The 14115-nt window shown below is 70.8% G+C and carries 15 protein-coding genes; 4 read left to right on the forward strand and 11 right to left on the reverse strand.

The features are described from left to right. Positions 1–151: 151 nt before the first annotated feature. A complete protein-coding gene (locus ACGFNH_RS04680; protein WP_393651563.1) occupies positions 152–319 on the forward strand; it encodes a hypothetical protein in 168 nt (55 codons plus the stop codon). Positions 320–698: 379 nt separating this feature from the next. On the opposite strand, the gene ACGFNH_RS04685 is transcribed toward ACGFNH_RS04680, so the two are convergent. The 3 genes from ACGFNH_RS04685 to ACGFNH_RS04695 are packed head-to-tail and all read right to left on the reverse strand — an operon-like array spanning position 699 to position 2715. Next, positions 699–1328, reverse strand: a complete 630-nt coding sequence (locus tag ACGFNH_RS04685; protein ID WP_393651564.1) for a hypothetical protein — start codon at positions 1326–1328, stop codon at positions 699–701. Beyond that, a complete protein-coding gene (locus ACGFNH_RS04690) occupies positions 1325–2404 on the reverse strand; it encodes a WXG100 family type VII secretion target (protein WP_393651565.1) in 1080 nt (359 codons plus the stop codon). Before ACGFNH_RS04690 ends, ACGFNH_RS04685 begins: the two co-directional genes overlap by 4 nt. Then, entirely contained in the window at positions 2401–2715 is a 315-nt protein-coding gene (locus ACGFNH_RS04695) for a WXG100 family type VII secretion target (protein WP_393651566.1), read from the reverse strand. The genes ACGFNH_RS04690 and ACGFNH_RS04695 overlap by 4 nt, the downstream gene beginning before the upstream one ends. An 857-nt stretch (positions 2716–3572) precedes the next feature. Here ACGFNH_RS04695 and ACGFNH_RS04700 point away from each other — a divergent pair. After that, a complete protein-coding gene (locus tag ACGFNH_RS04700) occupies positions 3573–4310 on the forward strand; it encodes a lysophospholipid acyltransferase family protein (protein ID WP_393651567.1) in 738 nt (245 codons plus the stop codon). A 148-nt stretch (positions 4311–4458) separates the two neighbouring features. Next, positions 4459–5523 carry an NAD-dependent epimerase/dehydratase family protein gene (locus ACGFNH_RS04705; RefSeq protein WP_393651568.1) on the forward strand — a complete coding sequence of 355 codons (1065 nt, stop codon included), beginning with the start codon at positions 4459–4461 and terminating at the stop codon, positions 5521–5523. A gap of 101 nt (positions 5524–5624) precedes the next feature. Here ACGFNH_RS04705 and ACGFNH_RS04710 read toward each other — a convergent pair whose 3' ends face one another. The 8 genes from ACGFNH_RS04710 to ACGFNH_RS04745 form a co-directional block, all read right to left on the reverse strand. Next, the gene (locus ACGFNH_RS04710; protein ID WP_393651569.1) at positions 5625–7262 is read right to left on the reverse strand and encodes an alpha/beta hydrolase; all 1638 of its coding nucleotides are present in this window, start codon (positions 7260–7262) and stop codon (positions 5625–5627) included. 109 nt (positions 7263–7371) lie between these two features. Continuing rightward, positions 7372–8145: an urease accessory protein UreD gene (locus ACGFNH_RS04715; RefSeq protein ID WP_393651570.1), complete on the reverse strand. Its 774-nt coding sequence runs from the start codon at positions 8143–8145 to the stop codon at positions 7372–7374. Next, positions 8142–8837 carry an urease accessory protein UreG gene (gene ureG, locus ACGFNH_RS04720; RefSeq protein WP_393651571.1) on the reverse strand — a complete coding sequence of 232 codons (696 nt, stop codon included), beginning with the start codon at positions 8835–8837 and terminating at the stop codon, positions 8142–8144. Before ureG ends, ACGFNH_RS04715 begins: the two co-directional genes overlap by 4 nt. Before the next feature lie 62 nt (positions 8838–8899). Further along, positions 8900–9559 carry an urease accessory protein UreF gene (locus tag ACGFNH_RS04725; RefSeq protein ID WP_393652215.1) on the reverse strand — a complete coding sequence of 220 codons (660 nt, stop codon included), beginning with the start codon at positions 9557–9559 and terminating at the stop codon, positions 8900–8902. A gap of 235 nt (positions 9560–9794) precedes the next feature. After that, the gene (locus ACGFNH_RS04730) at positions 9795–11516 is read right to left on the reverse strand and encodes an urease subunit alpha (RefSeq protein ID WP_393651572.1); all 1722 of its coding nucleotides are present in this window, start codon (positions 11514–11516) and stop codon (positions 9795–9797) included. Then, positions 11509–11820, reverse strand: coding sequence for an urease subunit beta (locus ACGFNH_RS04735; protein WP_393651573.1), 312 nt, complete (start codon positions 11818–11820; stop codon positions 11509–11511). The genes ACGFNH_RS04730 and ACGFNH_RS04735 overlap by 8 nt, the downstream gene beginning before the upstream one ends. Positions 11821–11833: 13 nt before the next feature. Then, positions 11834–12136, reverse strand: a complete 303-nt coding sequence (locus tag ACGFNH_RS04740) for an urease subunit gamma (RefSeq protein WP_393651574.1) — start codon at positions 12134–12136, stop codon at positions 11834–11836. 185 nt (positions 12137–12321) lie between these two features. Beyond that, positions 12322–12951: a TetR/AcrR family transcriptional regulator gene (locus ACGFNH_RS04745; RefSeq protein ID WP_393651575.1), complete on the reverse strand. Its 630-nt coding sequence runs from the start codon at positions 12949–12951 to the stop codon at positions 12322–12324. Between the two features lie 107 nt (positions 12952–13058). On the opposite strand from ACGFNH_RS04745, the gene ACGFNH_RS04750 reads away from it, so the two are divergent. Next, entirely contained in the window at positions 13059–14078 is a 1020-nt protein-coding gene (locus ACGFNH_RS04750) for an ABC transporter permease (protein WP_393651576.1), read from the forward strand. Positions 14079–14115 lie beyond the last annotated feature (37 nt).

Raw genomic sequence — 14115 nt, forward strand, 5'->3', positions numbered from 1 at the left:
CGCTCGACCGGAGCAGCCTTCGGGCCTCCGGAGCCGTCATTCGCGGGCCTGCCGACCGGGGAGTAGCGGTACGGGCCCTGGTGGGGGGACCATGGTCCCCTGGCCGCGCCCGGTGCATCCGGTGCCCGGGCTGCCGGGAGGAGGATGCGGGATGCCCGGATCTGCGAAGACCATGACGGTTCTGACGGTGGGGGCCCTGGTCCTGGTGACCGCCTACACCGTCGCCCTCGGAAGCAGCGGCTGGCTCTGGTTCGGCTGGGTCGTGCTGGGCCTGATCACGATCGGTGTGGTGGCGACGGAGCACACGCCCAGCGCGTAGCACCGCCGCCAAACGCCCTCAGCCCCGCCCTGGTGGCCGTCCTCGCCGGTCCGGCGGTCGGCACCGCACTGTCCGGCGCCCTGCCCACGGCCGAGGGGTCCTTGTCGCCGAACAGCTCGCCTACGGCCTTGAGGACCAGATCCTTGTTGTTCATGGGGCGCATCCAGGAGCGGGGGTTGGCGGACCGGTTGTCCGCCGACTGTCCCTCCAGCCTCGTCGGCCGTGATCGGGTACATGAGGTAGAACCCCGAGCACCTATGGTCAAAATCCGACAGCCTGCCCGTCAGGGGCTCGGGCCACCCGCACCCGATGACACCGGCCCCCGGTGACTTCGGCACCGCACCGGCACCTGTCACGCGGAGCACTCAGCTGGTACGGGTCACCGTGAACGACCAGGATCCGGGAACGACCTGATGAACGACGTCTGACGCGGTGGCGCGAGGCGCACCCTTGCCCATGAACCGTCGACAAATCCGATCTCGTAGTTGTCATCGCCGACATCGCGCCGGTTGCGCAGCCAAGCCACCTGATGAAGGTCAGTACTCCAGCCGGACTCGGCGGCTCCCAGCTCATTGCTGCGGCGACCCCGCTGAAGGTAGGTGATGCGCAGCCTTCGGTCGGTCACCTGCACCAGCTGCACAACGCCGGTCGTCCTGGATCGGGGGTGCAGTGCCGCGGCGAACTGGCCGGCCAGGCTGTTCCAACCGCCGCTGAGCGGTTTGCCCTTCTTGCGGGGCCTACAGTCGAACAGCCGGTCAAAGATGGCGTAGGGGAGATCCACCACCGCGAGGAGGCCCCACGCGCGCGACTTCGCCCCTTCCCACCGGTCTCCGGGCATGCGCAATCCCCGAAGGACCTGCGGGCGACGCCTTCGGGAAGGTTTGGGCATTCGCTGCCCGGGCCACATCAACTGGCTGGCCACGAGCCGCTCATCGGCCGTCAGGACCTGCGCACCCCTCGATTCCGCCTCGCCGAAGGGCACGGAACGCCGGGAGACATTCACCATCATCCGAATGCCTCCCGCACGGACCTGGCCGCGTTGGGCGCCGAGTCGACGAGCCGGCCGTCGAAGCGCTGCGAATCGGGCCGGTTCGCGTATTGCCTTGATTCTTCCGTGGTAGCCGGCGCCTCAGGAATGGGGCGCGGCTCCTGAGTTGTGAGGTCCCACTGCCCGTCGCCCACTCGTACCTGGTCGAGGCCCGTGGTCTCGTTGATCTGCCGCTCCGCCCCGTCAGTGACCCGGTTCGCGAAATCTCCGGCTGTTCCCATGGCATCCCGCACCGGTTGGGTGTCGACGCCGTAGTGTTCCGCGACGCTGCCTGCCGTCGGAGCGGCACCAATGGCGGCGTCCACCAATTGGGCTCCGACAGCCGCCTTCACCCCCTGCTTGATACCACGCTTGAGCTTGGCGAAATCGCTAGGGTTCAGAATGGTGCCGTCTTTCCGGGTCTGCCAGGTCCGCCTGGCCACTCGGCGCAGCTTGGCGAGCTTGCGCAGCGCCTGCATGCGCCGTGCGAGGTCGGCAAGTTTGTCGGCGAGCTTCGCCGTGATCCGTACCGCCTTCAGTACGCGATGGGCTGTACCGGCGGCTGCGATCAGCGGCCCGACGGCCGCACCGACGCCTGCGGTGAGCAGAGCCACGATGGCGGCCGTGGCTGCTGCGACAAGCAAGGTCTCCACGATTTCGACGATGAGCTCGATCATCGCCTCTTCAGCCATGGCGCAGGCTTCCGCTGCCGCCTCGAGCAGTTCGGCCACCGTGTCCATGTCGTCGGCCTCGCCGATCATGGCCTTCTCGAAATCGGCCATCATCTCACCGAAGGCGGTGGATGCGTCGCCGGCCCAGGCGGTTTGGAGGGTTCTGCGCTCGGCGACCAAGTCGTCCACCACTCCCCGCATGTCACGGGCAGCGGTACGCCAGTGGCCGGCCACCTTGAGCAGCAGCTCGTTGTCTCCGCTGACGGTTTCGAGCTTTTCGTCGAGTCCGAGTTCCTTGACCGCTTCCCGAATCACCGAGTCGAGAGCGCCCGCGAGGGGATTGCTCCAGTCGACGCTGAATCCGATGCGTTCGAGAGCGTCACTCATCGGCCGGCACCCCCGAATAGCCGAGTGTGAGCGTCTTCGGTCTCGTCATATGCGGCCGCTGAGAGGTTGATGCCCTTGGAGATGCCTTGAAGAGCTTCGGACACGTCCTGCAAGTCTTGCTCGGCTTCCTGGGACTGCGTGTCGTAGTCCGCCTTCAGGGCGTTGGACTCCGACAACTTGCCGAAGGGCTCCGCCGAGAGATCCAGGCCCTTGACGCGATTGCGAATGGCTTCGACGCGACCCGCGGCGCCCTCGAGTACCGCTGCGTATTTGCGGAGGGCCTCGCCGTCAACGTCCGTTCCCTGTCCCACACTTACCCCCGTCAAGCGGTGAAACGATCATGCCAGCCGGGCGCAACCCTAACAGGGCAACCTGAACCCAGAAGTCCCCCCGCCTGCCCACTTTCACAATGATGCGCCGGAATTGCCGGGCCGGGTGAGGGGCCCTCCGGCCGCGACCGCTGCGCGGGATTTCCGACCGTCGCAAAATCTTCACGCCGCGCACCGACGCCTTTCATACCCGTCAGAGTGAGAACCTGCGCAGCGAGGCCCTGCGCCGACACCGGACATACCTCGCACGGAAACCGCGTGTCGGCGCCGGACATCTCCGTCAGGTGGACGCCGCGTGGCGCTCGTTGAGGCATTGGCGCATCAACTCCGCCCGCACCAGCGGGCTGGTCGCGGGCGCGGCTGCCGCGAAGAGCAGGTGCGCGCCGTCCTCGCCCTCGCTGTGCGAGGCAGCCCATGACCAGGACCGCGCGGGCCCGGTCCGGGGCTCCGATGACTCCCTCCAGCACCGGCTTCGCCTGGAGCTGCCGGTATGGGATCAGTCGGTCCGGGACTCGTTCCGGAATGGCCGCCTATATCCCTGTGTGATGGGGAATCACAGAACTCTTATGGCAGCCGTTGCCTTCCGACCGCAGAGCCGTCAGGGACGGTTCGCGGCACCTCCAGCACGGCCCCGTACGCGCTCCCCCACTCCGTCCGACCGGCGCCCGATCTCACCCTTCTTGATGGCTTGTCAGCAATGAAGGACATCAGGACAGGATTGACACAAGGAGAGGTGCTTACGCCAGGCAGGGCGTGCACATAGACTGACCCCCCGAAAAACGCCGTTGACCTGGAAAGACCCAGGTCTGAGTCGATCCGGAAGGCTGAGGAACGCCTGCGTGTTCTACTACGTGCTCAAGTACGTGCTGATCGGGCCACTTCTGCGCCTGATGTTCCGCCCCAGGATCGAGGGCCTGGAACATGTGCCGGAAGAGGGAGCGGCGATCATCGCCGGCAATCATCTGTCGTTCTCCGACCACTTCCTGATGCCGACGATGCTCAAGCGCCGCATCACCTTCCTCGCGAAGGCCGAGTACTTCACCGGCCCCGGCATCAAGGGCAGGCTCACCGCCTTCTTCTTCCGCAGCGCCGGCCAGATCCCCGTTGACCGCTCGGGCCGGAACGCCGCCCAGGCCGCGATCACCGAAGGTATCGGCGTCCTCGCCAAGGACGAGCTGCTGGGCATCTACCCCGAGGGCACGCGCTCCCATGACGGACGCCTCTACAAGGGCCGGGTGGGTGTGGCGGCCATGGCCCTCAAAGCAGGGGTCAAGGTCGTGCCGTGCGCGATGGTGGGCACGTTCGAACTCCAGCCGCCCGGCCGTGTCATCCCCCGCTTCGGCATCGGTCGCGTGACCATCCGCTTCGGCGAGCCCTTGGAGTTCTCGCGCTACGACGGCATGGCCGAGGAGCGTGCGGCGCTTCGTGCGATCACGGACGAGATCATGTACGAGATCATGCAGCTCTCCGGCCAGGAGTACGTCGACCTGTACGCCCCGGACGCCAAGGCCGCGCAGGAGGCCGAGGCCGCAGCTCAGGGACAGCAGCGGCGCAGGCCGCGGCTCCGCCGCCAGTAGCGCGTGGCGCGCGCCTCCTTCCCGCCCGGTCCTCCCGGTCCTCCCGGTCCTCCCGGTCCTTCCGGCGCTCTTTGGCCGACAGCAGATCTGCTCTGCGCACGGCGAAATCGGCGGGCATGCCACCGGGTCGGCGCCTAGCGTCCCCGGCATGACAACACGAACCGCGTGGGTGATCGGGGCGACCGGACAGATCGGGCGGGCGGCGGTGCGCGCCCTCGCCGAGGACGGATGGCAGGTCACTGCGGCCTCGCGCGGCGGTGGCCGTGACGACCACTGGCCGGACGACGTACGGGCGGTGACGCTGGACCGCGAGGACGACGCGGCCCTGACGGCGGCCCTTGCCGACGGCTGCGACGTCCTGCTGGACTGCGTCGCATTCGGCGCCCGGCACGCCCGGCAGCTCACGAGCCTGGCGGACCGGATCGGATCAGCGGTGGTGATCTCCAGCGGGTCCGTCTACGCGGACGACCGCGGCCGCGGTTTCGACACCCAGGACGAGCCGGACGGATTCCCCCGGTACCCGGTGCCCCTCCCCGAGTCGCAGCCGACGGTCGAACCTGGCGAAGGGACGTACTCCACCCGCAAGGCCGCTCTGGAACGGGAGCTTCTGGCGGCGGGCGACCGGCTGCCGGTCACGCTGCTGCGCGCGGGGGCGGTGCACGGCCCGCACTGCCGTACGCCGCGCGAGCTGTACTTCGTCAAGCGGGTGGTGGACGGACGGCGGGTGCGGGTACTCGCCGACGGCGGCAGGAGCCGCTTCCACCCCATTGGTGTGCGGAACCTCGCGGAGCTGGTCCGGCTCGCCGCGCGCAAGCCGGGGTCACGGGTGCTCAACGCCGGCGATCCGCAGGCTCCGACGGTCGCCGAGATCGGGGCGGCGATCGACGAGGTCATGGGCCGGGAGTCCGAGACGGTGCTCGTGGACGGGCCCCCGCCCACCGCGACGGTCGGCCGCACGCCGTGGACGACGGCCCATCCCGTGGTCTACGACATGTCCGCCGCGGAACGGGAGTTGGGGTACCGGGCGGTCACCGGCTACACCGCGTCGCTCCCCGGGACCGTCGCATGGCTCGCGGCCCGATTGGAGGGGCGGGACTGGCGGGAGGCGTTCCCGAAGATGGCGGCGGCGTACGACCCGAGTGGCGATCTGTTCGACTACGCGGCGGAGGACGCCTGGCTGGCGAGCGGCCGTACCGCCGGGCCGGGAGCCTGATCCCGGCTCCCTGTGCGCTGCACGCGGCGCGGAAAAGCTGTGGGGACGGCCGGAGTTCCGGCCGCCCCCACGTAGCTGTCCGTCAGCCTTGCCGTACCACGTCAGTGCACGGCGGGCAGGTCCGACATGGCAGCCTTCGCCTTCGCGGCGGACGCGCCGGCCTCCGGCTTCGGCGTCTCGTGCGGCTTGCACGTGACGTCCTTGGCGTCGACCTTGCCCTTCAGCAGGTAGCCGTCGACCCGGTCGTTGATGCAGGAGTTGACCAGGCCGGTGACCCCGTGGGAACCGGCGTCCTTCTCGGTGATGAGACGCGAGCCTTCGAGGCGCTTGTGCAGTTCGACGGCGCCTTCGTACGGGGTGGCGGCGTCACGGGTGGACTGCACGATGAGCACCGGCGGCAGACCCTTGCCGGTCTTGACGTTCAGCGGGGTCTGCTGGCGGTCGGGCCACGTGGCGCACGGCAGGTTCAGCCATGCGTTGGACCAGGTGAGGAAGGGGTAGTCCTTGTGGAGCCGGGTGTTGTCCCGGTCCCACCGCTTCCAGCTGGTCGGCCACTTGGCGTCGGCGCACTCGACGGCGGTGTAGACGGCGGTGCCGTTCTCCGAGGAGATGTTGCCCGCGGTGTCGGACATGTCCGGAGCCGCGGCCTCGACGAGCGCCTTCTCGTCACCGGCGAGGTACTTGCTCCATACGCCCGCGACCTCGGTCCACGCCGAGTCGTAGTACGGCGCGCTCTGGAAGAAGCCGAGCAGCTCGTTGGGGCCGACGACCCCGCCGATCGGGTTCTTCTTGGCGGCGGCCCGCAGCTTCTCCCACTGCTTCTGGACCTTCTCCGGGGTGTCGCCGATGTGGTAGGCGGCGTCGTTCTTCGCGACCCACGCCTTCCAGTCGTCCCAGCGCATCTCGAACGCGACGTCCTGGTCCAGGTTGGCCTGGTACCAGATCTTCTCCCGCGACGGGTTGACCACGCTGTCCACCAGCATGCGGCGGACGTGTCCCGGGAAGAGGGTGGCGTAGACGCCGCCCAGGTAGGTGCCGTAGGAGACCCCGATGAAGTTGAGCTTCTTGTCACCGAGGGCGGCCCGGATGACGTCCAGGTCGCGCGCGGTGTTCGGGGTGGTCATGTGCCGGAGCATCGCACCGCTGCGCTCCTTGCAGCCGTCCGCGTACTCCTTGGCCAGCTTGCGCTGCGCCCGCTTGTCGGCCTCGCTGTCGGGCACCGGGTCGAGCTTCGGGGCCTTGGCGAACTCCTGCGGGTCCATGCAGGAGATGGGCGCGGAGTGGCCCACGCCGCGCGGGTCGAAGCCCACGAAGTCGTACGCCTTGGCGGTCTTCTCCCACAGCGGGTTCTTGGTCGTGACCCGGAGCGGGAAGCGCAGGCCCGAACCGCCGGGGCCGCCGGGGTTGTAGAGGAGCGAGCCCTGGCGCTCACCGGCCTTGCCGGTCGAACGGGCCCGGTCGACGGCGATCTTGATGGTCTTGCCGTTGGGCTTCGCGTAGTCGAGCGGAACGGTGACCCAACCGCACTGGACGGGCTTCTCCAGCCCCCAGTCCTTGGGACAGTCCTTCCAGTCGATGCCCTTCTTCGCGGCCCGGGCCGCCACGAGCTGAACACCTCGGGCTTCGGCGTCACGGGACTTCTGCTGTCCGGCGCTGGCATTCGGAGCGACCATGGCGCCCACGACCAGCGTTCCCGCTATCAAAGTGCCGGCAGAGCCGAGCACCGTACTGCGTCTCACGATGTTTCCCCCTGCTTGGTGCGCCGCGGTCAATGCGGCAATGATCACAGGTTTGCAGGGGGATCCTTTCGTCTTCTCGCCTCTGAGCGATAGATCGTACGCTTGTTCTTTACCAAGCCGACAACTTCATGGCGGCGTCCAGCAGTCGGCGCAGGCCGAGGGCGTCGGGGGCGACGGCGGTCGCGAGCACGGCGGGTCCGGCCAGCGGCGCGAGGACGGCCTCGCCGGTTTCGCCCCCGCCCCCGAGGACCCGCGGCTCGGGCAGGCCTACCTCGAACTCCGGTGCCACCACGAGGAGTTGACCGACGGCGCGGTGATCTCCGAGGACGGCCGGCCCGTCCCAGCCCGGCACACCGGGACCGTACGCGGTCTCCTGGTCGAGGAGCGGCCGGCCGCCCCTGCGCACCGTGATCCGGGTGCCGAGCCGTCCCGGAACCTCCCCCGTACGGCCCAGCACCGCTTCCTCGCGCAGCACCAGGCGGGCGGTGGGCGCGAGCTCGACGCGCGTCGTCATCCGCAGATCGCTCCCCCGCGCGGAGATCAGCGGCTCCGGCAGCCAGCGCAGCACCGCCTCCTCCCCCACGGTCAGCCCCACGTCGTAGGCCGCCGGTGCGGGGTCGCGTCCGGGGAGGGCGACCGTCGCCGCGGCCGCCGTCACCCGCAGCGCCGCGCCCGGCTCCGCGGTCGCGTCGATACGGAGCCGGTCGCCGCCCAGCGGGGCGCTCATGGCCCCGATGACGCACACCGCCGCCTCCGGGCCATGGGCTCGGACGCGGCGCAGCGCGAGCGGGGCTTCGCTCTCGAGGACGGGAAGGGCGGTGCCTCCGCGTCCGTCGGGCGCGGCGGTGATCCGTGCCGAGGCCCGTACGCTCGTGGTGCTCACGCCGGATCCGCGGTCCAGGCGCTGAGCCGCTCGCGCACCCAGTCGGCGACCGGCTTCACACCGCCTTCGGCGGCCAGGGAGGTGAAGGCGACGGGGAGTTCACCGCGCTGGGCCTCCGCGTCCCGCGCCATGCGGTCGAGGTCGGAGCCCACGTACGGGGCGAGGTCGGTCTTGTTGACGACGAGCAGGTCGGCGGTGGTCACACCCGGCCCGCCCTTGCGCGGGATGTCGTCGCCGCCCGCGACGTCGATGACGAAGATCTGCGCGTCGACCAGGCCGCGGGAGAAGGTGGCGGTCAGGTTGTCGCCGCCGGACTCGACGAGGACGAGATCCAGCGGCCCGACGGTGTCCTCGAGGTCTTCGACGGCCTCCAGGTTCGCGGAGATGTCGTCGCGGATGGCGGTGTGCGGACAGGCTCCGGTCTCGACGGCGGTGATGCGCTCGGCGGGGAGTACGGCGTTGCGGAGCAGGAACTCGGCGTCCTCGCGCGTGTAGATGTCGTTGGTGACGACGGCGATGGAGCACTCCTCGCGCAGCGTGCGGCACAGTGCCGCCACGGTCGCGGTCTTGCCGGAGCCGACCGGGCCGCCGAGACCGATGCGCAGGGCGCGGCGGGTCCCGTCGGGGCGCGTGACGGACGGGGCGCTGTAGGTGTGCCGCTGGGGGAAGGTCTCGGCGTGGTCGAGATGCATGACGGCTCCGGTGGATGGGGGGCTCGGGGAGGGAGGAGGCGGCCGGTGGCGCTGAGCTGCGGCTAGGAGGCGAAGAGGCGTACGGTCCAGGCGGCGTGGCCCTCGGCGGCGATGTCGGCCAGCGGGCCCGATGCGGCGGGCAGGGCATCGACCCCCTCGCCGCGTACGCGGCCGGCGGCGTCGGCGGCCAGCGCGGCGACATGATCGAGCTCCGGGGCGAGCCGGGCCAGAACGGCCGTGGCCTGGAAGGGGTCCAGCCCCAGGAGCCGTACGGCGGCGGTGGCCGGCCCGCCGACGGACTCGTACGCCGCCGCATGCGCGGCGTCGTGCGGCGCGAGCCCGGCCGCGCGCGCGGCGACTCCGAGGACGACGGGCTGATGCGCTCCGCGCGGCCGGGCCGCGGCCAGCGCGTCGAGGTCGGGCGAGGGCCAGGCGGCGCGGGCTGCACGCATCATCTGGCGTCCGAGCCGCCGGGACTTCGCACGGAGCGCGGGTACGGGCGTACGGGCGTCGGCCGCCTCGTCCACCAGGAGCGGATCAACTCCGTCCGCTGCCGCGGCTGCGAGCCCGGCCGCGGTGAGACCCGCAGTGTGCAGTCTGCCGCGGCAGTACGCCTCGAGCGTCCCGGCGTCCCTGATTCGCCCTGCGGCAACGGCGGCTTCCGCGCCACCGGAGTGGGCGTGCCCCCCGGCGGGGAACCGGCCGTCGGCGAGCACGAGCAGGGCGGCGCGTGCCGCGTGGGTGACAGCGGGTGCCGGGTGCGGGGGCGCCGGGTGCGGGGGCGAGGCCGCGGGTGCCGGGTGGGAAGCCGCGGGTGTCCGGTGGGGGGCCGCGCCGCTTCCGGCTTCTCCCGTCGCCTCGTGTGCGGGACGGGGTTCCGCACCGGTCACGCCGAGGGGTCCGGGTGCCTCCTCGGTGATGCTCTCCACGGGACTGTTCATCGTCGTCCGCCCCGGCTCAGAAGAGGAAGTACCGCTGGGCCATGGGCAGTTCGGCCACGGGATCCGGGTCGACCGGCTCACCGTCGACGGTGACCGTGAAGGTGTCCGGGTCGACGGTGACGCTCGGGAGGGCGTCGTTCTCCCGCATGTCGGCCTTGCCGACGCCCCGCGTGCTGCGGATCGGGGCAAACCGCTTGCCCAGCCCCAGTCGTTCGGGCAGATCATCCTCGATCGCCGCCGGGGACACGAAGTTGAACGAGTTGGCCGCCGGAGCGCGGCCGATGCCGCCGAACATCGGCCGGGGCATCACCGGCTGCGGCGTGGGGATGGACGCGTTGGCGTCGCCCATCTGCGCGTACGCGATCTGGCCGCCCTTGATGACGAGTTGCGGCTTCACTCCGAAGAACGCCGGGTCCCACAGCACGAGATCGGCGAGTTTGCCGTTCTCCACCGAGCCGATCTCGTGGTCGAGCCCCTGGGCCGCGGCCGGGTTGATCGTGTACTTGGCCACGTACCGCCGGGCGCGCCGGTTGTCCGCCGCTCCGTCGCCCGGCAGCGCGCCCCGGCGCCGCTTCATCACATGGGCGGTCTGCCAGGTGCGCAGGACGACTTCGCCGACGCGTCCCATGGCCTGGGAGTCGGAGGAGATGATCGAGATGGCGCCGAGGTCGTGCAGGACGTCCTCGGCCGCGATGGTGCTGGGGCGGATCCGGGACTCGGCGAAGGCGAGGTCCTCCGGCACGGCAGGGTTGAGGTGGTGACAGACCATCAGCATGTCGAGGTGCTCCTCGACGGTGTTGACGGTGTGCGGCCGGGTCGGATTGGTCGAACTGGGAAGGACGTTGGGCTCGGCGACGACGGTGATGATGTCCGGCGCGTGCCCGCCCCCGGCCCCCTCGGTGTGGTACGCGTGGATGGACCGGCCGTCGATGGCGGCCAGGGTGTCGCCGACGAAGCCCGCCTCGTTCAGCGTGTCGGTGTGGATGGCGAGCTGCGCGCCGGTCTCCTCGCACACGTCCAGGCAGGCGGCGATGGCGGCCGGGGTGGCGCCCCAGTCCTCGTGGATCTTGAACCCCAGGGCGCCGCCGCGCAGTTGGCTGTGCATGGCGTCGCGCGAGACCGTGTTCCCCTTGCCCAGCAGCCCGATGTTGAGCGGGTAGGCCTCCAGCGCCTCGAACATCCGGGCAAGGTGCCAGGGTCCGGGGGTGATGGTGGTCGCCTTCGTTCCCTCCGCCGGTCCCGTACCGCCGCCGATGAGGGTGGTGATCCCGGCGGCGAGGGCCTCGTCGGCGATCTGCGGGCAGATGAAGTGGACGTGCGCGTCGATGGCGCCCGCGGTGAGGATCTTCCCGTTGCCCGCGATGACTTCGGTCTCGGGCCCGATGACGACGCCGGGGTCCACCCCGTCCATGGTGTCGGGATTTCCGGCCTTGCCGATCCCGCTGATCCGGCCGTCGCGGATGCCGAGGTCCGCCTTGATCACACCCCAGTGGTCGATCACGACGGCACCGGTGACGACGGTGTCGGCCGCGCCCTCGGCCCGTGTCGTACGGGCCTGGCCCATCGACTCGCGGATCACCTTGCCGCCGCCGAAGACGGCCTCGTCGCCCGGGGTACCGGGCCCTCCGGCCAGGTCGCGTTCGATCTCCACGAGCAGGTCGGTGTCGGCGAGCCGGATGCGGTCGCCGACCGTGGGCCCGAAGAGGTCGGCGTAGGCGGCGCGGGACAGTTCAGCCATCGAGCGGACCTCCGGTCTCGCCGCGCAGGCCGGCGATGATGCGGAGGCCCCCGATCGGCACGAGTTCGACCTCGGCGGGAATGCCAGGTTCGAAGCGGGCGGCGGTGCCCGCCGGGATGTTGAGCCGCAGACCGCGGGCGGCGGCGCGGTCGAACCGCAGGCCGGGGTTGGCCTCGGCGAAGTGGTAGTGGGAACCGACCTGGACGGGACGGTCGGCGGTGTTGAGGACGGTGAGGCGGGTGACGGGGCGGCCCTCGCCCTGGACGACGGGGCCGTCCGCGTACAGCACTTCTCCCGGGATCATGCGCGCGCTCCCCTCAGGCGATCGGGTCGTGGACGGTGACGAGCTTGGTGCCGTCCGGGAAGGTCGCCTCCACCTGGACGTCGTGGATCATCTCGGGGATGCCGTCCATGACGTCCTCACGGCTGAGCACCTTGCGCCCCGAGGACATCAGTTCCGCGACGGTACGGCCGTCGCGCGCGCCTTCGAGGATGTGCACGGTGATGAGGGCGACGGCTTCGGGATGGTTCAGCTTCACACCGCGGGCCCTGCGCCTCTCGGCCACGTCGGCGGCCACGTGGATCAGCAGCCGTTCCTGCTCGTGCGGGGTCAGTTGCACGCTTGGCACCTCACAGTCGTCGACACTCCCGTACGCCGGGGCGGCACCCGCCCGGCCGCGGTGCCGGTGCGGGTCGTCAGCAGGTCTATCGCACACCGGGCCCACCCGGTGCACCAACACGACCTGCGGCTCCGCTCGGTGTGCGCCGTCGTTGCGCAGGCTAGTTCCGCGGCGTTTCGGTCGCGTTAACTGCTGCGGTCACCGACGTCCATCGACATCAGCGCCCGCAGTCCGCGCTGCAGGACCTCGATGTCGACCTCGCCGAAGAGCGCCTGCTGGGCGATGAAGCCCTGCACGGTGCCGATGAGGACGCGCGCGAGGTCGTCGGCGGGGGCGTCGGGGCGGACCAGCCCCGCCTTGCGGTAGCTCTCGACCACCTCGATCCAGGTGGCGCGCAGCGTGGCGTAACCCTCGTGGAGGGTCGCGGAGAGGCGTTCATTGCGCAGGGTCTCGGCCCAGACCTGGAGGATCAGGCGGGGGAAGGCGGGGCGGTCGCCCTCCGAGGTGCCGGCCGGGCCCTCGTACACCTGCCGGATGACCCGGCCGAGGATCACGTCCGGCAGGGGTGGCGGGGTCTCCCGGACGGCCTCGGCGAAGGCGGTCCGAATAGTGCTGAACGCCTCGTCGGCGATGGCCTCGATCAGCTCTTCCTTGCTGCTGAAGTAGCGGTACACGGCGCCGGCGGACAGACCGGCCTCTCGCAGGACGTCCTGCATGGAGGTGGCGTGGAAGCCGTTGCGGGCGAAGCAGCGTGCGGCGCCGTCGAGGATCTGCCGGCGGCGGGCGTCGAGGTGTGCCTGGGATACGCGGGCCATGGCCAAAATCTAAAACGAACGTTCCTTCTTGACAAGCACCGCGCCTCGGCAGGACAGTGGGCCCGCAAGCAAAACGAACGATCATTCTTTTTGAGAGGGGGCAGCACATGTCCGCTGCAGCCACCGCCCGGACGGCCACCCCGCCGGCCCGGCAGATGCTCGCGGTGATCCTGATCGTCCCGGCCGTCGTCGCTCTGGCGCTGTGGGCGTTCGCCTGGCCCACCGCCCGTATCGCCCCGCGGGACCTCCCCGTCGGAGTGGCCGGCCCCGCGGCGGCGACCGCCTCAATCCAGCACCAACTCGCCGAGCGGGATGGCGCGTTCGACGTCCACCGCTATGCGGACGAGGCCGCGGCCCGCGCCGCGATCGAGGCCCGCGAGGTCTACGGCGCGGTGGTCGTCACCGCACAGGGCCCGAAGCTGCTGACCGCCACGGCCGCGAGCCCGGCCGTCGCGCAGCTCCTGCAGGAAGCCGCCTCCCACCAGGCCCCGCCCGGCACCCGGCCAAGGACGGAAGACGTTGTCGCCGCGCCGGCGTCCGATCCGCGCGGCGCGGCTCTGGGATCGAGCCTGCTGCCGCTGTCGCTCGCGGGGGTCGCCGCCGGAGCGGTCGCCACGCTGCTGGGTCTGCGCGGTACGCGCGCCGTGGCGGCACTGACCGGCGCATCGGTCCTCGCCGGCCTCGTGGTGACCACGATCGCCGACACCTGGCTCTCCATCGTCACCGGCGACTGGTGGCTGGAGGCCGGGGCGCTCACGCTGACCGTCCTCGCCGCGAGCGCGGCCGTCGCCGGGTTCGCCGCACTCCTCGGACGGTCCGGTATCGGCGTCGGCGCGCTGCTGATCGTCCTCATCGGCAACCCCTGGTCCGGGGTCACATCCGCGCCGCATCTGCTGCCGGAGCCCGCGGGTCTCATCGGCCAGTGGCTGCCTCCGGGCGCGGGCGGGAGCCTGCTCCGCTCGGTGGCCTTCTTCGACGGCAGCGGGGCGGGAGCGGCGATCACAACTCTGGCCGTCTGGGCGGCAGTCGGGCTCACCGCGGTCGCCCTGAACAGGCCGCGGGGCCGCGAGGCCGCTGCCGGGTCCGAGCATCGGTCACCGGCTGGGGCACCGGCACCGGCGGCCTAGGATCCGGCCCACGCGGCCGCACGTACGGGCCGTACGT

It is taken from the genome of Streptomyces sp. NPDC048639 (assembly GCF_043199075.1).
In the GTDB taxonomy this organism is placed as follows: Bacteria; Actinomycetota; Actinomycetes; order Streptomycetales; family Streptomycetaceae; genus Streptomyces.